This is a genomic window from Streptomyces griseus (assembly GCF_900460065.1).
In the GTDB taxonomy this organism is placed as follows: Bacteria; Actinomycetota; Actinomycetes; order Streptomycetales; family Streptomycetaceae; genus Streptomyces; species Streptomyces griseus.
On sequence record NZ_UAVD01000057.1, the window covers coordinates 15,472 to 39,546 of the forward strand.

Sequence of the window (24,075 nt, forward strand, 5' to 3'; positions counted from 1 at the left end):
GGAGATCGGGCCGGTGCGCGGGAGACACCGTGACGAGGAGGAGCCATGACCGTATTCATCCTGGTGGCCGGGGCGTTCACCGGACCGCACGTGTGGCGGGAGACCACCGACCTGCTGAGCGCGGACGGCGCCGAGGTGCGAACCGTGGCGCTCACCGGGCTGGGCGGGCGCCCCGGAGATCCCGGCGAGGCCGTCGACCTGGAGACCCATGTCGCGGACGTGCTCGCGGTGATCGACGCGGTGGTCGCGGAGCCCGGCCGGGAGATCGTGCTCGTCGGCCACGACTACGGCATCCACCCGGTGCTCGGTGCGGCCGACCGGAGGGCCGGGGCGATCGCCCGGATCGTCTACCTGGACGCCGGCATGCCACGTGACGGAGTCCCCGCCCTGGCCGCCGTGCCCGACCGAGAGGTGCGCGAGGAGGTGGTGGAGCTCGCCGCCGGAAGCGGTGTGAGAGGCGCCGGCGGCGAACTGCCGCCCCCGGCCGGGGACGCGTGGTCCCGCTGGGGGAGCACCGCGGGGCTCTCCGCGGCGACGCTCGACGATCTCACCGCTCGCGCGATGCCGCAGCCGCTGGGCACGCTGCTCCAACCGCTGCGGCTCACCGGAGCCGTGGCCGACGTGCCCGTCACCGGGGTGCTGTGCACCGGCAACGGGCCGGGTGTCGAGATGCTCCAGATCATGGTGGACGTCGGCGATCCGGGTCTCCGGTCCCTGGCCGAGGCCCGGGTGCCCTTCTTCGAACTGCCCACCGGCCACTGGCCGATGCTGTCCTGCCCCGCAGCGCTGGCCGGGACCCTGATCGAGGCGGCGTCCGGCGGAGGTCGCCGACTGGCCCCCGCCGACGCCTCCCGCACCCCCGCCCATCTGCGGCCGTTCCTCCTGGACGTGCCCGAAAGGCCCCGCGAGCGGACCGGCAACACCGACCTCTACCTGCCGGACGGTCCGGGCCCGCACCCGGCCGTGGTGTTCGTGCACGGCGGACCGGTGCCCGCCGAGGCGCGGCCCACGCCCCGGGACTGGCCGGCCCTGACGGGATACGCGCGCAGCGTCGCGGGGCACGGGGCCGTGGGCGTGGTGCTGGACCACCGCCTGCACGCCGTCACCGCGTACGAGGTGGCCGCCGCGGACGTGGCCGACGCGGTGGAGCGGGTGCGCGCCGATCCACGGGTGGACGCGGACCGGATCGCCCTGTGGTTCTTCTCGGGCGGGGGACCGCTCGCGGCGGACTGGCTGACGGACCCGCCGCGGTGGCTGCGCTGTGTGGCGGCGAACTACCCGATCCTGTCGCCGCTGCCGAGTTGGGGGCTGGGCGCCACCCGGTTCCACCCGGCCCGGGCGGTCTCCCGGGCCGGTCGGCTGCCCGTCGTACTGGTGCGGGCGGAACGCGAGAGCGCCGAAATCGCCGCGACCGTCGAGGAGTTCCTCACCGAGGCCGGCCGCTGCGGAGCGAACGTCGAGGTCATCGACGTACCGGAGGGACGCCACGGCTTCGAGACCCTCGACCCGACCGACGGGGCGCGCGAGGCCGTGCACCGCGCGGTGGGCGCGGTGCTGGCCCGCTTGAAGGGGTGACGACCGAAGCGGACGCGGGGTGACCCGGGGGCGCGGCGACTACTCGACGACCAGCTCGACGTCGATGTTTCCCCGGGTGGCCTTGGAGTACGGGCAGTAGGCGTGGGTGGCTTCGACCAGCTTGCGCCCGGTCTCGCCCGCGAGGGCGTCCGGGAGTTCCACGCGCATGACCACCGAGAGCCCGAAGCCGTCGCCGTCCTTGCCGATGGAGACCTCGGCGGTCACGGAGGCGTCCTTGGTGTCGACCTTCATCTCGCGACCGACCGCGGCCATCGCGCTGGCGAAACAGGCGGCGTAGCCGGCGGCGAAAAGCTGCTCGGGGTTGGTGCCCCGGCCGTTGCCGCCGAGAGCCGGGGGCATGGCGAGGGGGAGGTCGATCTGACCGTCCGAACTCACGGCACGGCCCTCGCGGCCGTTGGCGGTGGCGGCGGCGGTGTACAACGCGTCCATGGGTGACCCTCCACTGGAGCCACGACCGGGGTGGTCGCGGCGACAGAAATAAAGATTGCACACAACTAAGTTGCGCACAACTCAATTGGGTGGTCGGCGGTACGCTGGTTCTCATGACCACTGCTCCGGGCACCACGCCCGATCTCTCCGGCGTCCCCGACGCGGAGCTGCTGCGACTGGACCACCAGGTCTGCTTCTCGCTGCACGCGGCGTCGCGCGCGTTCGGCGGCTTCTACCGGCAGGCACTCAAGGGTCTGGGCCTCACGTACTCGCAGTACCTGGTCATGCTGGTCCTGTGGGAGCACGGCCCCCAGCCCGTCAAGGGCATCGGGGACCGCCTCCAGCTGGACTCCGGAACCCTCTCGCCGCTGCTGAAACGGCTGGAGGCGGCGGGGTTGGTCAGCCGCGAACGCAGTCGCGAGGACGAACGGTCCGTCCTGATCGACCTGACGGACGAGGGCGCGCGCCTGCGTGAACGCGCGCTGTCCGTCCCCCGTGGCGTGCTGGACGCCACCGGCCTGTCCCTGGACGAGGTCCTGGGGCTGCAGGACGTGCTGGGCCGCCTCACCGCCGCCCTGGGCGAGGCCGCCGACGCCACCTGAGCCGCCCGGGGCCGGGGTGGAGGGGTCTCAGCCGTCGTGGCGCGCCAGCGCGTCGGCTATGCGGTCGGCGACCGCCCGCCGCATGTCGGGGTCCAGCCCCTCCGCGGTCAGGGAGTCGTACAGCCACAGGCCGTCGGCCGCGAGGCGGACGATGAACCGGTCGAGCGCGGCTCGATCCCCGGCCGTCGGCGCCGGGGGCGGTGCCCACCGTTCCGTCACGGCTTCCCACACGGCCGCGTGCGCGGGGTTCGTCGAGCCTTCGAGCATCAGCAGGAGTTCGGCCCGCGTGGCGCTCTGGACGGCGACCCGGGTGTAGGCGGCCAGCCGTTCCTCCCGGGTGGCCTCGGCCGCGGGTTTCCCGGCCGCCGTGACCAGATCGGCTTCCCACCGGTCGGCCAGGTGCTGGTGGATCGCCCGGACGAGGTCGTCGCGCGAGGCGAAGTGGTAGAGGAGGCCGCCCTTCGTCAGCCCCGCCTCCGCGGCGACGGAGTCGAAGGTGACGCTCTTGACGCCTTCGCGCTGGACGACGCGGGTGGCGGCTTCGAGGATCTGGGTCCGTTTGCTGGTGCGCATGTGTCGCTCCTGTGCCGTCGGGCCGGTGGTGTACGGGGCCCGGTGGTGTACCGGGCCAGGGGTGCGCGGCGCTGCGTCGGGTGCGCCGCTTCAGTGGTGTGCGGGGCCGGACAGCGCCGAGCCGGGGCCGTGGCGGCGCAGCAGTACGCCGGTGGCGAGGGCGCCGACGGCGAGGACGGCGGCGACCACGATCATCACGACGAGGTACGCGCCGTCGAACGCCTCGGACGCCGCGGTGACCAGCGCGCTGTCGGCCCCCGCCCCCTCACCGGCCAGGGCGAGGGCGCTGTCGAGGCTCTCGCGCGCCCGTTCGGACACCCCGGCGGGGAGGTCGAGGGTCGCGGAGTACACGGCGGTCAGCAGGCTGCCCAGGAGGGCGACCGCGACCAGGCTGCCGAACTCGTAGGAGACCTCCTCGACGGACGAGGCCATCCCCGCCCGGCGGGCCGGGACATTGCCCATGATCGCGCTGGAGGCGACGGACATGGCCGCGCCGAGGCCGCCGCCGGTGATGATCAGCCCGGTGACGAGGAGGCCCGTGCTGGTGGCGAAGTTCGTGAGGACCAGCACGGTGCCGACGGCTCCCAGGGCGAGACCCCCGGTGATGAGGGGCAGCAGGCCCACCCGGTGGAGGATCGCGCCCCCCAGCATCGCCGTGGGGAACGCGCCCAGGGCGACGGCCGCGACGAGGAATCCGGCCCGCAGCGGAGTGAAGCCCTCCACGAGCTGGAAACGCTGGGTGGTGACGAGCTGGATGCCGGCGATGGCGAAGAGAGCGAAACCGGCGGCCAGTACCCCCGCGAGGAAGGCCCGGTTGCGGAAGATCGCGAAGTCCAACAGCGGGTAGGGCAGACGGCGCTGACGCCGGGCGAACGTCCATCCGCCGATCGTCGACGCGAGGACGGCGGCGGCGATGACGGTCGGAGCGGGATCCGTCTTCGCCGTCTCCTTGATCGCGATGACGAGGCCGACCAGGGCGACGAGCGCCAGCAGTGAGGAGGCCAGATCCCAGCGCTTGGAGGGGTCCGGGTCGTTGGGCGGGGCGACGAACAGCGTGGCCGCGACGGCAGCGAGGACGACCGGGATGTTGATGATGAAGACCGATCCCCACCAGAAGTGCTGGAGCAGGATCCCGCTGATGATGGGCCCCAGTGCGCTGCCCACGACCGCCATGGTGCCCCAGACCGCGATGGCCATGTTGCGCTCGCGCTCGTCCTCGAAGGTCACGCGGATCAGGGCGAGGGTGGCGGGCATCATCGCGGCCGCGCCGACCGCGAGGAAGGCCCGCGCGGCGATCAGGGCCTCCGGACTGGTGGAGAACGCCGCGACGAGCGAGGCCGCACCGAAGACCACGAGGCCGATCAGGAACATCCGCCGGTGCCCCACCCGGTCACCGAGCGTGCCGCTGCCCAGGAGCAGGCCGGCCATCACGACCGGATAGGCGTTGATGATCCAGAGCCCCTCGGAGCTGCTCGCGCCGAGATCCTCCACCAGCGTCGGCAGGGCCGCGTACAGGATGGAGTTGTCCAGCGTGATCAGCAGCAGCCCCGCGCTCACCACTACCAGGAGCAGCCAGCGCCGCTTCGTGCTGATGGTCATCCCTCATGAGCCTCACTGTGAGAAACCGCCCCGATCTCCGTAACTGTACCTTACGAAAGGTACAGTTATGGTCTCGCGTGACAGAAAGTGCTGTCGCCTCGGGCGTTGACAAATTATATTGCCGAACAGCTCATCGACAGTTAAAGTTGTCGCATGGATGATGTGAAGGCGATCCCGACCCCCGACAAGAGCGACGAGAGCTTCTGGGCCACGGTCCTGACCCCGGTGGACCCCGCCTGGAACGAACCCCGCGACGACGACACCTTCGCCATGGACGACCAGGTGCTCGCCGCGGTCCGCTCGCTGGCGGAACGGATCTCGACCCGCTCGCTCGCCTACCGCGCGGCCGGCAAGCCCTTCGACGCCGCGCTCATGGCCGCGCCCGATGTGCAGTTGGCGATGCTGCGGTCGCTCTACGAGGCCAAGCGGTCCGTCGACCGGCTGGCCGAGAGCGCGGCCACCGTCGCGGGGCGCGGTGGATCCAGCTACGCGCAGCTCGGTGCGGCCTGGGGTGGCATCAAGCGTCAGTCGGCGCGCCTCAAGTGGCCGCACGCGGTGCCCAAGAAGTCCGCCAGCGAGTCCATTCCGCTGCACTACGCGGGCGGCGACGCCGTCATCCACCATGATCCGGGAGCGGACGCCTGGTGGTACACCGCGACGGGCGCGGACTTGCAGGAGGACGAGTCGGAGGCCGTCCACGGCACGTCCGCCGAGGCCATCGCGCGGGCCACCGAGTTCCTGCTGTCGCACGACCGGCCCGTGTGACGCAGGAGGGACGACCGCACGACCGGCCCGTGTGACGCGGAAGGACAAACGAAAGATCGGCCCGTGTGACGCGGGGCCGTGCGGCACGGAACCGCGTGCCGACGGCCATCGGACAGTGTTCGAGGCGCTGGCGCCCGCGTCGCACTACCGTGGTCGACGTGGATCTCTTCTCGCGTTCGTGGACGGCGCTCCGCACGACGGTCGCCGGGCTTCCCGCCGAGGACCTCGCCCGGCCGTCGGGCTGCGCGGGATGGCTCGTGCGGGACCTGGTGTGCCACTTGATCATCGACGCGCAGGACGTCCTGATCACGCTGGTGACGCCCGCCGACGCGGAGCCGACCCGTGACGCGCTGACCTACTGGACCGTATCCGGCACACCGCCCACGGGGGACGACCCGCTCGACGCCCTGACCGTACGGCTGGCCGCCGCCTACGGGGACCCCGGTCTGCTCCGGTTCCACCTCGACGACGTGGGATCCGCCGCCGGCCGCGCCGCCCGGCTCGCCGATCCCGCTCTCCGGGTCAGCACCTGCGGCGAGGTCCTCACCGCGGCCGACTACCTTCGCGCGTACGTACTGGAATGGACCCTGCACCACCTCGATCTGGTGAAGCACCTCCCGCACGCGGCGGGACCGCCTCCCGAGGGGCTCGCCCGGTCACGCGAGATGGTCGAGGGGATCTGTAGGGCCGCGTTCCCGGCGTCCTTCTCCGACGAGGACGTGTTGCTGGTCGGCACCGGGCGGCGGGCGCCGACCGATGCCGAGAGGCGTGAGCTGGGCGAACTGGCTTCCGCGCTCCCGTTCGTCCTCGGCTGAGGGTTGCCCCGCCGCGGGAGCGACGGCGGTCGGCGGTCGTTCAGGTCCCGTCCGCTCCGCGGCCGAAGTCCCAGGCGTCGATGTCGCGGTAGTGGATCGGGCCCGGGCCCCGACCGACGTTGCTGCCGACCAGATGGAGCCGCCGGGCCTCCCAACTCCGGCCGGAGAACGCGGCGATCCCCGCCGCGGCCTCCACCGTGGCCGCCTGGTCGCCCCGGCGTGACCGGGCCAGCGTCAGGTGGGGGCGCAGCGGTCGCTCGGGGAAGGAGACGCCGCACTCCCTGACGAGGGCACGCACGTCGGTGGCGAGGTGGTGCAGCCCTGCGAGGTCCCCCGCGATCCCGGTCCACAGCACCCGCTCGTCGAAGTGCCCGCCGCCGTGCAGCGCCAGCCGCAGAGGACGCCGCCGCGCCGCGAGCCCGGCGAGCGGAGCCATCAGGGGCGGGACGGCGGCGACCGGTAGCTCGCCGAGGAACGCCAGGGTGATGTGCCAGTCCTCGATGCGGTTCCACCGCATGCGGGGATGGGCGCCGTACGCCGGACGCAGCGCCTGCGCCAGCTCGTCCTTCGCGTCGTCGGGCGGGGCGAGCGCCAGGAACACACGGGTCGTCGTGGTCCGGACGTATTCGTCCGCGAGGGGGCCGGTCACGGCTTCGAGCGGTTCGTTCACCTGCCGTACCGTACGTGCCGGTCACGCTCCTCCCGCGACGCGGGGCCCGACGCCGGACGCGGGCGTCGGCCGGCGCCCCTGCCGTACGGCGCGATACGGCCCGGGGGAGTGCCCGAACCCCGCGAGCGGCCCGGACGACCGCTCCGGTGCCGCCCGGCGTGCCCGGCGAGCTCGACGCTCTCGTGCACCGGCTCGCCCGGGCGCCCGGACACGCCCTGCTCCACGGCGACCCGTGCCCCGGCAACGACCCGCACACCATCGATGGGACCCGGTTCATCGACTTCGAACAGCCTCCCTGGGCAGCGGGCCGGTGGAACTCGCCTGGAAATGGGGCACCGCCACCGCCCGGCAATGCCTCGTCCACCGGCTCGGTGTGGTCGGCGGCACGACCGTCGACCACGACGGTCTGAGCGGACTGGGCACCCTCCGCACGGACATGCGCCGGCGGGTGCGCGCCCGCTGGCCAGGGCTCCGGCCCGTCCCCGCGCAACGCCCCTGAGCCGGGGCGGATCGCCGCACGGGCGTCAGCGAGGCCGGTCCGGTGTCCACGCGTCGGCCGGCGACGCCGGCCGTACCTGCGCGAGGTAGCCGCGCAGCGCCGCCAGAACCGGGTGCGGATCGTCCGTGCGGTACAGGAACACGTGCGGATAGACCGGAGTCGGCCCCACCACCGGGATCCGCCGCAGGTCGTGCGAGGCCGGCCACACGTATCTGTCCCGGGACCCGACGAGTGTGGCCAGCGCGGCGGAGTCGGCGATCGAGTCCATCAGCGCCTCGGTCCCGAAGTCGGGTCCGACCGCGTCGATGCGCAGACCGAAGTCCTCCGCGAGCCGGTGGTAGTAGGCGGCCCACTCGGTGCCCGGTCTGATGCCCGGGATCCAGATCCGGTGCCCGGCCAGGTCCGTCGGGGCCAGCGACCGGGCCGAGGCGAGCGGATGGCGCGGTCCGACGAGGAGCTGCAACGGATCGTCCAGGACGCTTTCGGCGCTGACCCCGTCGGGCAGCGGACCCGCGGGTACGGCGCGGAACGTCGCGTCGATCTCGCCCGCCCGCACCGCCTCGGCCGCCCCGGTCACGTTCGTGTCTGCGAGGGTCACCACGTCGAGGTCCGTGCAGGGATGGGCCTCGTAGAAGCCACGTACGGCCAGCGCCGGGGCGATGCGCCGGTGGAGCACGTCCACGCGCAGCACCCGCTCCCCGGGACGTACCGAGGCAACGGCCCGTTCCACGGCCCGCAGCACCTCGCGGGCGTGAGGCAGGAAGGCCTGCCCGTCCGGAGTGGGGTGCGCTCCCCGGGCGGTGCGCACGAACAAGGTCGCCCCGAGCACGCGCTCCAGGCCCGCCACGCGTTTGGAGACGGCCTGCTGACTGATGCGCAGGTCCACGGCGGCTTCCCGGAACTGCCCGGTGTCCGCGACGGTGACGAACGTGCGCACGGCTTCGATGTCCACGCCCCGAAGCCTAGAGGCTCACAACCGCTGGTTGTGGCTCACCGGCGGCAGGACGTATGCCCACAGCGCTATCCGTGCCCGCGGTGCCCTCCGCGTCCCGGCCGGTCGGCGCGGCCTGGTTCCCTCCATCGCATGCCCCCTGCCTCCGGGGCCGAGCGCGGACGACGCGGAGCGACGAGGGTTGCCTCATTCGCATACGATCATGCCCATGACGCAAGAAGACGGTGAGCTCGACAGCCTGGTGCGCAAACGCATTCGCGCTCTGCGTGTGGCCCAGGGCTGGTCCCTGGAGGAGTTGGCCGCGCGCGCGAAGGTCAGCCAGTCCACGCTCAGCCGCATCGAGAACGGCCGGCGCCGACTGGCCCTGGACCAGCTCGTCACACTCGCCCGCGCCCTGGACACCTCCCTCGACCAGCTGGTCGAGACCGCCTCCGACGACGTCGTCTCCAACCCGACGGTCGACGGGGCCCACGGGCAGCTGCGATGGCCCATCAAGGCGGAACCCGGCATGACCGTCATCCGCCAGCGTGTGACCGAGCCGCCGCCCGACAACCCCGCGCGGTTGCGCGCGCATCCGGGCCGCGAGTGGCTCGTCGTCCTCTCCGGCACCGCGATCCTGCTCCTCGGCAATCGGCGCCTGCGGATCGAGACGAACCAGGCGGCGGAGTTCCCCACGATGCTCCCGCACGCGATCGGCGCCGAGGGCGGGCCGTGCGAACTGCTGGGCATCTTCGACCGGGACGCCCGCCGCGGCCATCAGCGCGGCGAGGGGGCCGAGAAGGCGGACGCCCCGGCCCCCTCAGGACGGCCCCGCCCCTGACGGACGCACGTCGTCGTCCTCCCGGTGCGCGGGAACGGGCGGACCGCGGCGGTCCCGGGGCCGCCGGCCGTGATGGCCGGTGGCCCCGGGACCGGTCCGCTCGGCCGGCCTCCTCGCGCTTGTTTCAGCGGCTCACGCGGGATCGACGCGGGAGATGGTGCCGTTGCTGGCGAGGACGTACAGCTCGCCGTCACCGCTCTCGGCGAACGAGATGACCTCGCCGCCGCTCACCCCGAGGTCGCCCACGCCGGTCACCTCGCCGTTCTCCAGTTGCAGCGTGCGCAGGGTGCCGTCGCAGTAGTCGCTGAACACGTAACTGCCCCGGAGGTCGGGGAGCGCGTCGCCGCGGTAGACGAATCCGCCGGTCACCGAGCAGCCGAGTCCCGTGCGGTCGTACTCGTACACCGGCGGGACGTGGTTCGCGGGCTCGGTACCGCCCCGGAAGGGGTGGGTGCCCTCCATGGAGGACCAGCCGTAGTTCTCCCCGCCGTCGCTGCCCGCCGGGGCCCAGTCGATCTCCTCCCAGTCGCTCTGGCCGACATCGCCGATCAGCAGGTCGCCCGTGCCCGCGTCGAAGGAGAACCGCCACGGATTGCGCAGCCCGTAGGACCAGATCTCGTCCTTCGCGTTCGCGTCGTCCACGAACGGGTTGTCCGCCGGGATCGCGTACGGTTCGCCGCCGGCCGGGTCGATCCGCAGCAGCTTGCCGAGCAGCGTGTCGAGCTTCTGCCCGTTGCCGTGCGGGTCGCCGCCCGACCCGCCGTCGCCGAAGGCGATGTACAGGTAGCCGTCGGGGCCGAACTTGATGTCCCCGCCGTTGTGATTGGCGTACGGCTGTGTCTGGGTCAGGACGGTGCGCCGTGTCTCCGGTTGGAGTCGGCCGTCCTCCACCGCGATCTCGTCCACCGTGCTGGTGCCTTCGAGATCCGTGAACGAGAGGTAGAAGTGGGCGAAGTCCTTGTCGAACGCGACGCCCAGCAGGCCGCGTTCGCCGTCCGTGGTGGTCTCGGCGGAGATGTCGAGCACGGGTGCGCCCAGGCCCTGGTCGTCCAGGACCCTTACGGTTCCGGCGCGTTCGGCGATCCACAGCGTGTCATCGGGTCCGGCCGCTCCGGCGGACGGGCCCTGGGCCCTGGCCACTTCGGTCAGGGACGCGGATACCGGCTGAACGGGGCCGGCGGGTTCGTCGGCCGACGCCGTGGCCAACGCCAGTGATGTGACGAGGCAGAGCGTGCCGATGATCGCCGAGCTTCTGGTGCGGAATTTCACCGTGGCCTCCTGGAGGCGGCGAAGGGGGGAGGTCACCCGGCTGCTCGAGCGGAGTTGAGTGGGGGGCACGAGCCGGCAGGCAACCTGGGTGGGGGAGTTGGTGTGTCACCGGCTACGGGCGAGGATAGGGGGACGGACGTGGTCTGGCCTAGACCAGCGTCACGTCGTCTTCTCCCGCGGTGGCGCTCGCCCGCTCCGCAAGTCGGTAGTCGGCCAATCCGCGACGCGAAGTCGACCCGCGAGGTGTGCGTACGCTCTGACGGGCCATTGGTGGGAGCGCTCCAACAGCGCTCAACTCCCTGTTCATGCAACGTAATTGCGTTGCACCGCTTGACAGGCATCGAATGCCGCGCCAGTTTGGGAGCGCTCCCACACGCACGCTTCCCCACCCGTACCCCTTACCTCCTGAGCGTCACGGACCCCTGAACCCGTCCGTCGCCACCCCCGACGGACGTACGAGAGGAGCACGGAGCCGCAATGAGCAGCAGAGGCACCACCCAGCACCCCCCGCGCGCACTTCGCAGAAGGGCGGCCGCCGCACTGTCCGCACTGGTCATGGGCGCCGCACTCGCGGTGGCCGTACCCGGACAGGCGTTGGCCGCCGACCGCGTCGACAACCCCTATGCGGGCGCCACCGCGTACGTGAACCCCGACTGGTCGGCCAAGGCCGCCGCCGAGCCCGGCGGCGACGTCATCGCGGACGAGCCCTCGTTCGTCTGGATGGACCGCATCGCCGCGATCGGCGGCACACCCGGTGCGCGGGGTCTGCGCGCACACCTCGACACGGCCGTGAGCCAGGGAGCCGACCTCTTCCAGGTCGTCATCTACAACCTGCCCGGCCGGGACTGCGCGGCCCTCGCCTCCAACGGCGAACTCGGCCCCACCGAGCTGAGCCGCTACAAGGACGACTACATCGACCCCATCGCCGACATCCTCGGCGACCCCGCCTACGCGAGCATGCGCATCGTCACGCTCATCGAACCGGACTCGCTGCCCAACCTCGTCACCAACGCCGGAGGGACCGCCGGCTCCACCCCCGAGTGCGCCACCATGAAGGCCAACGGCAACTACGAGAAGGGCATCGGATACGCCCTGCACACCCTGGGCGCCCTGCCCAACGTGTACAACTACGTCGACGCCGCCCACCACGGCTGGCTCGGCTGGGACTCCAACTTCGTCCCCGCGGCCCAGCAGTTCAAGAAGGCGGCGACGACGGAGGGCGCCACCGTCTCCGACGTGCACGGCTTCATCGTGAACACGGCCAACTATTCCGCGCTCAAGGAGCCGCACTTCGCGGTGACCGACTCCGTGAACGGGACCACGGTGCGCCAGTCGCGCTGGGTGGACTGGAACTACTACGTGGACGAGCTCTCGTTCGCGAAGGCCCTGCGCACGGAGCTGGTCCGCCAGGGCTTCGCCTCCGACATCGGCATGCTCATCGACACCGCCCGCAACGGCTGGGGCGGCTCCTCCCGGCCCACCGGACCGGGACCGCTGACCAGCGCCGACGCCTACGTCGACGGTGGCCGCACCGACCGCCGCATCCACGCCGGCAACTGGTGCAACCAGAGCGGCGCCGGCATCGGCGAGCGCCCCACGACCGCCCCCGAGCCGGGGATCGACGCCTACGTCTGGGCCAAGCCCCCGGGCGAGTCCGACGGCAGCAGCGAGCCCATCGACAACGACGAGGGCAAGGGCTTCGACCGGATGTGCGATCCCACGTACACCGGCAACGGCCGCAACGGCTTCAACCTCACCGGCGCCCTGCCGGGCTCCCCGGTGGCCGGGCACTGGTTCTCCGGGCAGTTCCAGGAACTGCTCCGCAACGCCCACCCGCCGCTGGACGGCGGCAGTGGAGGCGAGGACGACACCCAGGCGCCGACCGTGCCCACGAACCTGCGGGTGACGGCCAAGTCCAGCAGCAGCGTCACCCTGGCCTGGACCGCTTCCACGGACGACACCGGCGTCACCGGGTACGACGTCCTCCGCGACGGCGTCCGGGTGGGGACGACGTCCACGACGACCTACACGGACACCGGGGTCCGCGCCTCGACCGCCTACAGCTACTCCGTCAGGGCCAAGGACGCGGCGGGCAACGTCTCGGCGGGCACCCCGGCCGCACAGGTCACCACCGAGGCGGGCGGCGGCACCGGAACGGGAGCCCTCAAGGCCGAGTACCGCAACACCGACAACTCGCCGACCGACAACCAGATCCGGATGTCCCTCCGCCTGGTCAACACCGGTTCGGCCGCGATCGACCTGTCCACGGTCACGGCCCGCTACTGGTTCACCCCCGACGGCGGTGCGAGCACCTTCGGTACCGCCTGCGACTACGCGGTGCTCGGCTGCGGGAACGTGACGCACGGCGTCCGGTCGGCGAGCACACCCGCCACCGGCGCCAGCCACTACCTCGAAGTCGGCTTCGGCGGCGGCAGCCTCGCGGCGGGCGCCTCGACCGGGGAGATCCAGCTGCGGATCAACAAGAGCGACTGGTCGGCGTTCCAGGAGAGCGACGACTACAGCCGCGCCACCAACACGGCCTTCGCCGACGCCCCGAGGATCGGCGTCTTCACCGGCTCCGCCCTCGCCTGGGGCACCGCGCCCTGATCCGTCCCACCACCGGCACGGCCGCTGCCCCTCTCCCCGGACGACGGGAGAGGGGCAGCGGCGCGGCGGCCGGGCGGGTCAGCGCACGTCGACCCGGTCGCCGGCGCCGGTCGTGCCCAGACGGGACGACGTGGCCTTGAACTGCGCCTTCCAGGTGCCGTCCTTCTTGGCGGTGAACCCCTTCGAGAACACGCCCTTGCCGTTCGTCCGCACGGTCGCCAGCGTGCTCCACTTGCTGGAGCCGTCGGCCTTGAAGAGGATGGCCACGGACTGGCCGGAGGTGTTCTTCCAGGTGCCGTCCAGGCTGCGCAGGGTGCCCTTGACCGTGATGGTGCGCCCCTTGCGGACCGGCTCGGGCGAGGCGTTGAAGCCGGAGATGGCCGTCCGCAGCTTGACGTCCACGTTGTCAAGGGTGCTGACGGCCGCGGCACGGTCGGCGGTCCCCGCGTAACGGGCACGCCAGGTGCCGTCCTTGACGGCGGTGACGGACGCCGAGGCGATGCCCTTGCCGCTGGTGCTGACCGTGGTGGCCCGGCTCCAGGTCTTGCCGCCCTTCGCCCGGAACTCGATCACGACGGGCGTCTTGGCCAGTGGCCGCCAGACGTTGTCCGTGGCGCCGACGGTCTGGAGCGTGCCGACCACCTTCAGCTTGGAACCCTTGCCGACCGGCTCGGGGGAGGCGTTGAAGGAGACGATCCGGGCGGGCACCGCGGACACCGTGAGAGCGGCGGCCGACGTGGCCGTCTCGCCGCTCGTGTTGACGAAGACGGCACGGTAGCGCTGGCCGTGGAGCGCGGCCGACGCCTTGACCGACAGGGTGGTGGTGACGGCTCCGGAGACGGTGCTCCAGGTCTTGCCGCCGTCGGTGCTCCGCTCCCAGCGGACCGTGTCCGCGCCGGTTGCGGCCGCGGTGAACGTGGCGGTGGCGCCCGAACGGACGGTACGGGGCGCGGGGTGCTGGGTGACGGTGGCGGCGGGCACCTCGACGCCGAACCGGAGCGGCTGGGCGACGTCCTGGGCCCGGGAGGGCATCCAGCTGGAGTCGCTGCCGTCGTGCGAGTTGAAGCTCGTCACGAAGCAGGCGGTGGTCCGGCAGTCGACGGCGGGTCCCCCGGAGGGGGTGAAGGTCTCGGTGAGCTTCAGCGTGACGTTGAAGGTGCCGTCCGCGCCGACCTGACGGATGTACGCCGCGTTGCCGAAGACGCTGGGGTAGGTGGTGCCGGGCAGGGCGATGGACTGGGCGAGATACACGCCGCGCCCGGGCTGGTAGCCCTTGCCGCTGACGGTGACCTCGTTCTCCGCGCCCAGGCCGGTGACCTGGCTGACCGTCAGAGTGGGGACGCTGACGTCGCCGCTGATGGCGACGGGGTCCAGCGCCGTGCCGACCGGGTACATGGGCCGGCCCTGGTAGGCGAAGATGGCCGCGCCCTCGTCGGTGAGCGCGGTGGTGATGCCCTTCCAGTCGAGGACGGCTCCGTCGAGGGCGCCGGCGGAGGCCGTCAGGGCGGCGAGCGGCACGCCGGGCGTGGTCACCGGGGCCTCGCCGGCGGTGAGGTCGGTCGTCACGTCCGCGTGGAGCGTGCCCTTGCCGTTCTTGAGGACGACACGGGGGTTGGCGAGCGTGATGCCGGTTATCCCGTGACTCGGGACCGCGTAGGTGACCGAGCCGCCGAAGCGCACATCGGCGGAGCGCCCCGCGGGGTCCACCGAGCCGTGCCGGACGGGGTAGTCGACCCGTCCGGTCGCGTCCGCGGTCGCGCCGCCGGCCACCGTCACCGACCCGCCCGAGCCGGTGACGTAACGGACCCAGGAGTCCTTGAACCCCCAGGAGGACCGGCCGGAGACCAGGATCGGGGAGGCCGCGGACGTGGTACCGCCGGCCTGGGCCCGCTCGGCCGCGTGGACGCCCGGGGTGGCGGCGGAGGCGGGAACGGCGAGGACGCCGGCGCCCACGGATACGACGGTCAGGGCTGCGAGAGCGGCCAGGCGGCCGCGGCGGGGCATGGACATGCGCTGCATGTCTCCTTCGGGGGAGGGGTACGGCGCACGTCTGGACGGAGCCGTTCCCGGGAGGCGAACGAAAGAAGGGGGGATACCGGCTTCTCGGCATGTGGGGACCCGAAGACGACACATCGCATATTAGGTGAGGCTTACCTAATTGTCACGGTGGGGTGGGTGGGCGGGGACGGTGACGGGCGGCGGGCTCCAGCGGCGGGTTCGGGACGACCCGGGGGAGACCCCGTACTCCTCCTTGAGCTGCTCGGGGATGGCGTAGTGCATCACGCGTCCACGGGTGAGGGAGGACAGTTCGAGGACGGTGGTGAGGTGGCCCAGGCGGTCCAGGGCCCAGGCGCCGAGGGGTGACCGGTCCTCCACGGTCTCCAGGGCGCCGAGGAGGTGGGGTACGGCCTTGACGACGGTGTCCCACGAGGTGCGGGGCACCTGGAGCCAGTCCGCGCACGTGGCGCCGACCAGGTGCCTGATCAGCGCGGAGACGATCGGATCGAAGAGGGTCCCGGGCACGACCTCCTCGTAGAGTTCGATGAGCTGCCGGGTCAGCAGCGCGCCTTCGTCGGAGGGCCCCATGTGCCGGATCATGTAGAGGTCGAGGAACCGGCGCGCCTCGTCCAGGGACCGGGGGGCGGCTTCCTGGCTGACGCCCAGCATCGCGCCGACCACGCGCCAGGCGTAGTAGTAGGCCGCGGCGCCCTCCTCCGACAGGTGGATGCCGAGGCGGTGCAGGCTGTCGAGCACGAGCAGGGAGAAGAACATCTGCCCGCCGATCATGTCCTCCTGGCAGATCGGCGTCCCGAGCGCGTCGGTGTCCCACCGCTCCTCGCGCAGGAGATGGTGGCGGATCGACGCGTGCAGAAGGCGGACCTTCTGGGCGGCGGGGAGGAACCGGCCTCCGGCCTCGAAGGCGTCGGGCCGCATCAGGTGGACCGTGAACTGGCCGGTCTCCGCCATCCGTTTGGAGGGGTACTTCAGTCCGTGGGTGGCCGAGAGGAGCTTCGCCACGTGCGGTACCAGGTAGCAGGCGGGCATGGAGGCGAACGACAGCGCGGTCGAGATGTGGACGTTGTTGTCGATGAAGAACAGCCGGGCCTTCTCCATCTCCGCCCAATCGACCCAGTCCGGCGGGGCACTCGTGGCCCGGAGGTACTCCCGGGCGACGTCGGGCAACCCGTCCGGCAGGGGTGCGCCGGCCGTGGAGACGTAGCGCATCAGCGTGTTGAACTTCCCCACCTCCCCGCGCTCGAAGAGCGCGGCGACGGTGGCGTCGGCCAGTTCGTCACCGCCCTGCCGCAGGGCGTTCATCGAAGCCTCGGTATACGTCACGACGGACCTCCTCGTATTTGGTGCGGGTGCTGTGAGATGTGGTGCTGTGCGTGGCGGACGGGCGAGAGGTCAGGACATCCGGACGGTCGCCGACGTCGCCAGCGCGGTGAGGGCCTCGGCAGCGCGCGGTGGCACGTCCAGCTCGTGGAGGGCGGCGAGGGCCTCGTCGACGCGCGCCGAGATCATGCCTTCGACGAGTCCGGGGGTCTTCAGCCGGCGCATGACCGCCCGCACCGCGTTCAGCCCGTCCTCGTCCAGGTCGCGCCGGCCCAGCAGGGACCGGAGCCGGTCGCGGTCGTCGTCACCGGCGACCCGCCAGGTCTCCGCCAGCAGAGCCGTGGGCCGATGGCCGCACACGTCGTCGGCGTTGGCCTTGCCGGTGCGTCCGGGATCTCCGAACAGCCCCAGCAGGTCGTCCCTCAGCTGGAAGGCCTCGCCCAGGGGCAGCCCGTAGGCGGAGTAGCCCTCGCACAGCCGGGCACCGGCCCCGGCCAGCGCGCCACCGATCAACAGGGGCTGCTCGACGGTGTACTTGGCGGTCTTGTACCGGATCACCTTCAGCGAGGCCGCGGTGTCCGGCTCCGCTCCGGTGCGCAGGATCTCCAGGCACTCGCCCGCGATCAGCTCCCGGCCCAGAACCGTCCACAGCGGGCGGGCCCGGCCCAGATAGGCGGCGGGCAGACCGCTGGTTGTGAACAGCTGCCCGGCCATTCCCATCAGCAGATCCCCCACCAGCATCGCCAACGACCTGGCGGCGGCGACCGAACGCGGGCGACGGCGCACGGCACCGCGCAGAGCGATGTGCGCGGTCGGGCGGCCGTGCCGCAGAGCGCTGTCGTCGATGAGATCGTCGTGGACGACGGCGGCGGCGTGGATCAGCTCCAGGGAAGCGGCCGCCCGCACCAGCGCGTCGCTGTCCGGCTGCCCCGCCGCCCGCCAGCCCCAGTAACAGAACGCCGCCCGCAGCCGTTTGCCGTCCGCGACGACCGCCTCCACCTGCGCGGCCACCGGAGCCAGGGCCGGGTCGATCGCCGCGAACAGATCGGCCTCCCGGGCGACGAACGGGTGCAGCACCTTCTCGACCCGGACCTTGAGAGAGGCCGGCTCCCGCGGGTCAGGCGTCATCGGCGGCCCGCCGGGCGACGACCTGCCGGGCGAGCAGTTCCAGATGGGCCGGCGGCGGGGCGGTGTACCGACCCAGCACCAGACGCCCACGCGCGGTCAACTCCTGCTCGGCCTCCGCCGCCAGTTCCGCGGCGTCCGAGCGCCGCAGCAGCCCGCGCACCGCGCCCAGGGCCGAACCCACCGCGCTCACGGCCAGATCGGCCGCTCCCGCCACGAGCAGGACCACCCGTTCGTCCAGGCCACCCTCAGGCCCCGCTTCTCGCGTCATGCCACTCCCCACCCCACAGCTGCCGACGGCGCCGGACGCGCGCGCCCGTACCCAGCATCCCGACGCACCGGGCGACGAACGGGGGGAAGTCACGATCGAGTGATCACCTCGCTCGACCGTACGGTTCGAAGGCGGAATCGGTGGGGCGTACGCCGGACCGGCCGCACAACCGTGGACCGGACCGGCCGCACACCCGAGGAGGCGTGCGGGCGCGGTCGGGCTCGTCAGTTCCGGAGATCCGCGTTGATTCGGGCGGCCTGGCGCGTGAGGTGGTCGCGCTCGGCGAGCGTGGGGGCCTTGTGGGCGGCCTCCGCGTACAGCCGGGCCGCCTTCGGCAGGTCGCCGTCCCGCTCGTGGAGATACGCGGCGACCGCCGTGCGGCGGGGCAGCGTGTCGCTCAGTGAGGCGAGTTCGTTCAGCCCGGCGCGCGGTCCGTCGGCCTCGCCGACCGCCACCGCACGGTTGAGCCGCACGACCGGGCTGTCCGTCAGGCCCACCAGTTCGTCGTACCACTCGACGATCTGCACCCAGTCGGTCTCCCCGGCGGTCGGCGCGTCGGCGTGGAGCGCGGCGATCGCGGCCTGGGCCTGGAACTCGCCCAGCCGGTCGCGGGCGAGGGCCCCCTGCAGGATCCCGACGCCCTCGGCGATCGCCCCCTTGTCCCAGCGGTCCCTGTCCTGCTCGGCGAGCGGCACCAGACTCCCGTCGGGCGCGGTGCGGGTGGCGCGGCGGGCGTGGTGGAGCAGCATGAGGGCGAGCAGCCCCGCCACCTCCGGGTGGTCGATCGCCACCGCGAGCCGGCGGGTGATCCGGATCGCCTCGGCTGCGAGGTCGACGTCGCCGGAGTACCCCTCGTTGAAGACCAGGTAGAGGACGCGGAGCACGGTGGCCACATCGCCGGGCTGATCGAACGGCACACCGGAGACGGTGCGTTTCGCCCGGCTGATGCGCTGCGCCATGGTCGCCTCGGGCACCAGATAGGCCCGGGCGATCTGGCGGGTCGTGAGCCCCCCGACGGCGCGCAGGGTGAGCGCGACGGCGGACGACGGCGTCAGCGACGGGTGGGCGCACAGGAAGTAGAGCTGGAGCGTGTCGTCCACCGCCGGCACGGGGCCGGGCGTGGGCTCCTCGTGGACGAGGTCCTCCCGCCGCCGTCGGGCGGCCTCCGCCCGGGTCGCGTCGAGGAACCGCCGCCAGGCCACGGTGACCAGCCAGCCCTTCGGATCCCGCGGCCGCTCGCCCGGCCACACGCGGACCGCCTCGACCAGGGCGTCCTGCACGGCGTCCTCGGCCGCCGCGAAGTCTGCTCCGCGGCGGACGAGGACTCCGAGGACGCTCGGCGTGAGGCTCCGCAGAAGGGCCTCGTTCATCGTCGGGTCACTCCGTGACGGTGGGCGGCGCGGACAGGAACGGGCGGACCTCCAGCCACTCGTGGATGGGCTTCCCGCCCGCCCCCGGAGCGGCCGACAGCTCCCCGGCCAGTTCGACGGCGCGGTCGTAGCCGTCGACGTCGATGATCATCCAGCCGGCGATGAGGTCCTTGGTCTCGGCGAACGGCCCGTCGGTCACCGGCGGGCGGCCCTCGCCGTCGTAACGGACCCAAGCGCCCTCGGGGGCGAGCGCCTGCCCGTCGACGAACTCCCCGGTCTTCTCCAGCCGGTCCGCGAAGTCCTGCATGTACTGCATGTGCGCCGAGATCTCCTCGGGCGTCCACCGGTCCATCGGCACGTCGTTGACCGAGGCCGGGGCTCCGCGGTAGTGCTTGAGCAGAAGGTACTTGGCCATGGTGTCACTCCTCGGTGCTGTGCGGCCCATTGTGGCCGCTTCCACTACGGGGACGGAGCCGGACCCGTGTTCTCGACACCGTCGCCCGAAACTTCTCGGATCTTTTTTCGGCGGGCCCCTGAGGGGCCGGTGGTCACTGCTCGCGCAGGCCCCACGGCGACCCGTGGTCGACGAGCAGATCGAGGAACGGCCGAGGAGGCAGCGCCTCGGCGCCGAGCACGCCCGCGCCGCTCCAGGCGCCGCTCGCCAGCAGCTCCAGGGCGATCACCGGATTGATCGCCGTCTGCCAGACCACGGCCTGCGAGCCGTACTCGCGCATCGACCACGCGTTGTCGACCACGTGGTAGAGGTACACCTCGCGTGGCACACCGTCCTTGGCGCCCTTGACCCAGGTGCCGGCGCAGGTCTTGCCCCGCATACGGTCGCCGAGGGACGCGGGGTCGGGGAGGCAGGCCGCGACCACGTCCCGGGGGGAGACCTCGCCGCCGGGCACGGTCACCTTGTCCGTGCGGTCGAGGCCGAGCGCGTGCAGGGTCTTGAGGGTCTCGATGAACTCGTCGCCCAGACCGTACTTGAACGTGACCCGCCGGGACTCCACCCAGCGCGGGATCAGCAGGACCTCCTCGTGCTCGACGTTGACGCAGGCGACCGGGCCGATGCCCTCGGGGAAGTCGAAGACCTCCGGCTCGCTGAACGGGGCCGTGGTGAACCACCCCCGCTCCTTCTCCCAGACCACCGGCGGGTTCAGGCACTCCTCGATGGTCGTCCAGATCGAGAACGACGGGGCGAAGTCGTAGCCGTCGACCTCAAGATTCGCGCCGTCCCGGACCCCGATCTCCTCGATCTCGTCGAACAGCTCGTCCGCCGCGTACCGGGCGAAGACGTCGGAGAGCCCCGGCTCGACGCCCACCCCGACCAGCGCGAGACGGCCGGCCTCCTCCCACTGCGCGGCGCGCTCGAACTGCTCGTCGCCGAGCTTGACGCCGCACTCCTCGTACGGACGCTCCGGGTGCGGGGAGGACAGGGACATGGCCATGTCCAGATAGTCGGCCCCGGCGGCCAGCGCCGCGTCGAACAGCGACATCACGAACCGGGGGTCCGTGGCGTTCACGAGGATGTCGCACCGCTGCTCGACGAGGAGGGCGGTGACCGCGGCCCGGTCCGAGGCGTCGACGCGCAGCGCGGTGAACCTGGTCTCCTCCGCGCCGAGGGCGGCCACCGCGGCCTCGGCGCGGGAGAGGTCGAAATCGGTGACGACCATGTGGTCGAAGAAGGCGCGGCGGGCGGCGATCCCGGTGATCGCGGTCCCCACGCCACCTGCGCCGACGAGCAGAACGCGCATGGCGGATGTGCCTTTCGTCAGAGAGCCGGGCCATGAAGGCCGGTGCCCTTGGATTCGTCCATGAAAGGGCTGCCCTTGAGCAACGTCAACGCTGTTGGCGTAAGCTCGCCGAGACCGTGCCGGCGTCGGTACGGGAGAAGGGGCGCCGATGGCGAAGGAAGTCGTTCCGGAGGAGGCGCGGCGGCGCAGGCGGCCGACCAGGCAGGGCGTGGTGGTCACCCAGCGCCTGATCGTCGAGACGGCCCTGCGCATGCTCCACGAACACGGCAGGGACGGGCTGACCGTGCGACGCCTGGGCGTGGCACTCGGAGCCGACCCGAGCACGCTCTACCGCTACTTCCGCGGCATCGACGACCTGACCCTGGCGATCGCCGACGAACTGATCGGACGCGCGATGCGGGGGTGGCTGCCCGGCGGACCGTGGCGCGAGGACCTGCGCGAGGTGGGCCGGCGCATCCACACCGCCTATCTGGCGCATCCGGAGGCCGCGGTGCTGACCGCCAGCCGGGTCAGCGGCCGCGCCAACGAGATCGCCGGCGACGAGGCGATCCTCGGCGTCCTGCGGTCGACCGGACTGCCCGACCCGGACGTCGTACGGATCTACCAGGCGTTCGTGGACCAGGCGCTCGCCTTCGCCGCACTGGACGCCGCGAGCCTCGCCCTGCCCGAAGCGGCACGGGCCGCCGACGAACAGGTCTGGCGCGCCACCTACGCCCGGCTGCCCGCGGAGACCCACCCGAACATCGCCGCCCTCGCTCCGCTGCTGGTGGCCAGGATGAACGACAGCGCGTACCCCGCGGCCCTGGAAATGCTGCTCGACGGCGCGGAGGCGAGCGTCCGGCGCATGCGGGGCCGCGGCGAAGCGGACGACGCCTGATCCCCGGGCGGCTCCGTACGCGAGCCCCGGATGTGGTCGCACGGCTCCGCCTGGCAGCCCCCGGGAGCACGGCGCAGACTGGACGGGGACGGGGGCGACGACAGCCCGGGAAGGCCTGGAGCGATGGGCGACTACGTTGATCTGCCCGGTGTGAGGACCTGGTACGAGGTGGAGGGGGACGGCGATCCGCTGGTGCTGCTGCACGGCGGCTTCTGCACCAACGACACCTGGGGCGCACAGCGTGCCGACCTCGCCGCCGGGCACCGCCTGTATCTGCCGGAACGGCGCGCCCACGGGCACACACCCGATGTGGCGGGGCCGCTGACCTACCAGGACATGGCGGACGACACCGTGGCCTTCCTGGAGGAGATCGTCGGAGGGCCGGCGCATCTGGTGGGCTGGAGCGACGGAGGAGTCGTCGCCCTGATCGTCGCGGGGGACCGGCCCGACCTCGTCCGCAAGGCCGTGGCGATCGGCGCCAACTTCCGCCCGGGGCCCGAGGCCTTCGTCGAGCCGTCGATGCTCGACGCGATGACCCCCGCCGCGCCCGATCTCGCGTTCTTCCGCGAACTGTACGAGCGGGCCTCACCGGACGGCGCGGGCCACTGGCCGGTGGTGGCCGAGAAGGTGATCGACATGTGGCGCACGCAGCCCACGCTGACGACCCGGGATCTGGCCCGCGTCGAGGCGCCCACCCTCGTCATGGTCGGCGACGACGACATGGTGACGCTGGAGCACACGACCGCCCTGTACCGCGCGCTTCCGGACGCCGAGCTGGCCGTCGTTCCCGGGGCGTCCCACCTGGTACCCCTGGAGAAGGCGGCCCTCGTCGACCGGCTGATCCTCGACCACCTGGCACAGGAGGCGGTGGAGACCATGATGCCCATCCGGCGGGCGGCGACCGGGGCCCCGGAGGGCACCACCGCCTGACGGCCGCCGCACGAGCACGCCCTCTCACCCCACCGGCCTCGCTGCCCGGCCCGCCGTTCCACCCACAGCGGTCCGCCGGCCTCCGCCGACGGCGCCACCCCCTCACGGCCACAGCTCCACCGTGATGTGCGGGGCCAGCGCACCGAGGAAGTCGGGCGCGTCGAAGATCTTCCCCGCCGAGGCCACCCCGTGGGCACGGGTCCGTCCGGTGAGGACCCGGTCGACCGCCTCCACGACGAGCGGCGCGGTCACGGCGTAGATGTCCTGCCCGCGAGCCACGGCCCGCCGTTCGGCGCCGCCCGAGCGGACCACGACGTCGACGAGGAAGGTCTGGTCGGACCGCCCGCGCTCGTCGGCCGCTGCGGGGGCGGGCGTCTCCGGGGAGGCGACGTCCCGGGCCGCACCGGCCGTCATGTACGTGCGCACCTCGGGGACGGAGAGGTGGCTGGGAAGGGTCACGACGTCGGCCATCGTGAACTCCCCGACGACGGGCCGCAGCCCCAGGGGTTCCGGGAAGCGCCATTCCGACCGGGGCGGGGCGTCGTACCGGTGCTCCAGCCGGCCGCCGGTGTGGACGACGCGCCGGCCGCCCCGCCGCTGCCGCGAGACCGCACCCGCCGCGCGCGTACCCGCGGTGGGGTGCCAACTGCTGAGCCCGTACGCGATGTGCGCCTCGTCGGCGACGGACCAGTCACCCATCGCGGCGGTGGCCAGCAGGTCACCCAGCCCCCCGAAGAAGGCCATCGCCGGGACGACCACCGCCCCCGCCTCCCGGGCCGGGCCCCCGAAGTGCGTGAACGTGTCGGCGTTGGCCTCGATCTCGGCCGCCACGTCCAGGTAGGGGATCCCGGCGCGCAGCGCGGCCTCGATCACGGGGGCCGCCGTCGTGGCGAAGGGACCCGCGCAGTTGATGACGGCCGCCGTGCCGGCCAGCGCCCGGTCGAGCGACTCCGGTTCCTCGGCCGACGCCGCGCGGACCTCCGCCGCCCCGGTCTCCGCCAGGGCCTTGAGCTTGACCGCGTCACGCCCGGAGAGGACCGGGCGGAAACCACGCTCCCTCAGTTCCGCGACCACGAACCGCCCGGTGTGTCCGTACGCGCCGAACACCACCACCTGCTGTCCCGATGCCATGAGTGCTCCCTGTCCGCGCATGAGTGGGTCGGCCCCTCGACGACCGGGGTGCCCGTGATCCGTGACCGGCCGAAGCCCGGTG

At 72.5% G+C, this 24,075-nt stretch carries 22 protein-coding genes and 1 pseudogene; 9 read left to right on the forward strand and 14 right to left on the reverse strand.

Annotated elements, in window-relative coordinates:
* Positions 1-45 precede the first annotated feature (45 nt).
* Complete coding sequence (locus DTB53_RS35370) at positions 46-1,575, forward strand: alpha/beta fold hydrolase (RefSeq protein ID WP_012382313.1); 1,530 nt, start codon at positions 46-48, stop codon at positions 1,573-1,575.
* 39 nt (positions 1,576-1,614) lie between these two features.
* Here DTB53_RS35370 and DTB53_RS35375 read toward each other — a convergent pair whose 3' ends face one another.
* Complete coding sequence (locus DTB53_RS35375; RefSeq protein WP_012382314.1) at positions 1,615-2,025, reverse strand: Ohr family peroxiredoxin; 411 nt, start codon at positions 2,023-2,025, stop codon at positions 1,615-1,617.
* Positions 2,026-2,138: 113 nt separating this feature from the next.
* Here DTB53_RS35375 and DTB53_RS35380 point away from each other — a divergent pair, with 113 nt between their 5' ends.
* Entirely contained in the window at positions 2,139-2,627 is a 489-nt protein-coding gene (locus tag DTB53_RS35380) for a MarR family winged helix-turn-helix transcriptional regulator (protein WP_003971240.1), read from the forward strand.
* 27 nt (positions 2,628-2,654) lie between these two features.
* Here the strand turns inward: DTB53_RS35380 and DTB53_RS35385 are convergent, their stop codons facing one another.
* Positions 2,655-3,200 carry a TetR/AcrR family transcriptional regulator gene (locus tag DTB53_RS35385; protein WP_012382315.1) on the reverse strand — a complete coding sequence of 182 codons (546 nt, stop codon included), beginning with the start codon at positions 3,198-3,200 and terminating at the stop codon, positions 2,655-2,657.
* Positions 3,201-3,290: 90 nt separating this feature from the next.
* Positions 3,291-4,799 (reverse strand): MFS transporter, encoded by a 1,509-nt coding sequence (locus tag DTB53_RS35390; RefSeq protein WP_012382316.1) that lies wholly within the window; start codon positions 4,797-4,799, stop codon positions 3,291-3,293.
* A 153-nt stretch (positions 4,800-4,952) separates the two neighbouring features.
* Between DTB53_RS35390 and DTB53_RS35395 the strand changes: the two genes are divergently transcribed.
* Both DTB53_RS35395 and DTB53_RS35400 read left to right on the forward strand, forming a co-directional pair.
* Positions 4,953-5,564, forward strand: coding sequence for a hypothetical protein (locus tag DTB53_RS35395; protein WP_012382317.1), 612 nt, complete (start codon positions 4,953-4,955; stop codon positions 5,562-5,564).
* A gap of 158 nt (positions 5,565-5,722) precedes the next feature.
* Positions 5,723-6,379, forward strand: a complete 657-nt coding sequence (locus tag DTB53_RS35400; RefSeq protein WP_012382318.1) for a maleylpyruvate isomerase N-terminal domain-containing protein — start codon at positions 5,723-5,725, stop codon at positions 6,377-6,379.
* Positions 6,380-6,419: 40 nt separating this feature from the next.
* On the opposite strand, the gene thpR is transcribed toward DTB53_RS35400, so the two are convergent.
* The gene (gene thpR, locus DTB53_RS35405) at positions 6,420-7,049 is read right to left on the reverse strand and encodes an RNA 2',3'-cyclic phosphodiesterase (RefSeq protein ID WP_003971245.1); all 630 of its coding nucleotides are present in this window, start codon (positions 7,047-7,049) and stop codon (positions 6,420-6,422) included.
* Positions 7,050-7,195: 146 nt separating this feature from the next.
* On the opposite strand from thpR, the pseudogene DTB53_RS35410 reads away from it, so the two are divergent.
* Positions 7,196-7,548 (forward strand): annotated as a pseudogene (locus DTB53_RS35410) (aminoglycoside phosphotransferase family protein); the annotation flags it as partial.
* A 25-nt stretch (positions 7,549-7,573) separates the two neighbouring features.
* On the opposite strand, the gene DTB53_RS35415 reads toward DTB53_RS35410, so the two are convergent.
* Positions 7,574-8,500 carry a LysR family transcriptional regulator gene (locus DTB53_RS35415; protein WP_003971246.1) on the reverse strand — a complete coding sequence of 309 codons (927 nt, stop codon included), beginning with the start codon at positions 8,498-8,500 and terminating at the stop codon, positions 7,574-7,576.
* Positions 8,501-8,708: 208 nt separating this feature from the next.
* Here DTB53_RS35415 and DTB53_RS35420 point away from each other — a divergent pair, with 208 nt between their 5' ends.
* Positions 8,709-9,320 (forward strand): helix-turn-helix domain-containing protein, encoded by a 612-nt coding sequence (locus tag DTB53_RS35420; RefSeq protein ID WP_042497854.1) that lies wholly within the window; start codon positions 8,709-8,711, stop codon positions 9,318-9,320.
* Between the two features lie 132 nt (positions 9,321-9,452).
* Here the strand turns inward: DTB53_RS35420 and DTB53_RS35425 are convergent, their stop codons facing one another.
* Positions 9,453-10,589: a PQQ-dependent sugar dehydrogenase gene (locus tag DTB53_RS35425; RefSeq protein ID WP_042497857.1), complete on the reverse strand. Its 1,137-nt coding sequence runs from the start codon at positions 10,587-10,589 to the stop codon at positions 9,453-9,455.
* Positions 10,590-11,066: 477 nt separating this feature from the next.
* On the opposite strand from DTB53_RS35425, the gene DTB53_RS35430 reads away from it, so the two are divergent.
* Positions 11,067-13,196 (forward strand): glycoside hydrolase family 6 protein, encoded by a 2,130-nt coding sequence (locus DTB53_RS35430; RefSeq protein ID WP_012382323.1) that lies wholly within the window; start codon positions 11,067-11,069, stop codon positions 13,194-13,196.
* 78 nt (positions 13,197-13,274) lie between these two features.
* Here DTB53_RS35430 and DTB53_RS35435 read toward each other — a convergent pair whose 3' ends face one another.
* The 7 genes from DTB53_RS35435 to DTB53_RS35465 form a co-directional block, all read right to left on the reverse strand.
* The gene (locus DTB53_RS35435; RefSeq protein WP_042497859.1) at positions 13,275-15,206 is read right to left on the reverse strand and encodes an HtaA domain-containing protein; all 1,932 of its coding nucleotides are present in this window, start codon (positions 15,204-15,206) and stop codon (positions 13,275-13,277) included.
* Positions 15,207-15,350: 144 nt separating this feature from the next.
* Positions 15,351-16,535 (reverse strand): oxygenase MpaB family protein, encoded by a 1,185-nt coding sequence (locus DTB53_RS35440; protein WP_012382325.1) that lies wholly within the window; start codon positions 16,533-16,535, stop codon positions 15,351-15,353.
* 69 nt (positions 16,536-16,604) lie between these two features.
* The gene (locus DTB53_RS35445; protein WP_012382326.1) at positions 16,605-17,660 is read right to left on the reverse strand and encodes a polyprenyl synthetase family protein; all 1,056 of its coding nucleotides are present in this window, start codon (positions 17,658-17,660) and stop codon (positions 16,605-16,607) included.
* Positions 17,650-17,928: a hypothetical protein gene (locus DTB53_RS35450; RefSeq protein WP_003971253.1), complete on the reverse strand. Its 279-nt coding sequence runs from the start codon at positions 17,926-17,928 to the stop codon at positions 17,650-17,652. The genes DTB53_RS35445 and DTB53_RS35450 overlap by 11 nt, the downstream gene beginning before the upstream one ends.
* 224 nt (positions 17,929-18,152) lie before the next feature.
* The gene (locus tag DTB53_RS35455) at positions 18,153-19,298 is read right to left on the reverse strand and encodes an RNA polymerase sigma factor (protein ID WP_012382327.1); all 1,146 of its coding nucleotides are present in this window, start codon (positions 19,296-19,298) and stop codon (positions 18,153-18,155) included.
* 7 nt (positions 19,299-19,305) lie between these two features.
* Positions 19,306-19,713 carry a YciI family protein gene (locus tag DTB53_RS35460; protein ID WP_003971255.1) on the reverse strand — a complete coding sequence of 136 codons (408 nt, stop codon included), beginning with the start codon at positions 19,711-19,713 and terminating at the stop codon, positions 19,306-19,308.
* A gap of 133 nt (positions 19,714-19,846) precedes the next feature.
* On the reverse strand, positions 19,847-21,055 hold the full coding sequence (locus DTB53_RS35465) for a saccharopine dehydrogenase family protein (RefSeq protein WP_012382328.1): 1,209 nt from the start codon (positions 21,053-21,055) through the stop codon (positions 19,847-19,849).
* 148 nt (positions 21,056-21,203) lie between these two features.
* On the opposite strand from DTB53_RS35465, the gene DTB53_RS35470 reads away from it, so the two are divergent.
* Both DTB53_RS35470 and DTB53_RS35475 read left to right on the forward strand, forming a co-directional pair.
* A complete protein-coding gene (locus DTB53_RS35470; RefSeq protein WP_012382329.1) occupies positions 21,204-21,932 on the forward strand; it encodes a TetR/AcrR family transcriptional regulator in 729 nt (242 codons plus the stop codon).
* 123 nt (positions 21,933-22,055) lie between these two features.
* Complete coding sequence (locus DTB53_RS35475; RefSeq protein WP_042497861.1) at positions 22,056-22,862, forward strand: alpha/beta fold hydrolase; 807 nt, start codon at positions 22,056-22,058, stop codon at positions 22,860-22,862.
* A gap of 102 nt (positions 22,863-22,964) precedes the next feature.
* On the opposite strand, the gene DTB53_RS35480 is transcribed toward DTB53_RS35475, so the two are convergent.
* Positions 22,965-23,993, reverse strand: a complete 1,029-nt coding sequence (locus DTB53_RS35480; protein ID WP_042497863.1) for a saccharopine dehydrogenase family protein — start codon at positions 23,991-23,993, stop codon at positions 22,965-22,967.
* Positions 23,994-24,075 lie beyond the last annotated feature (82 nt).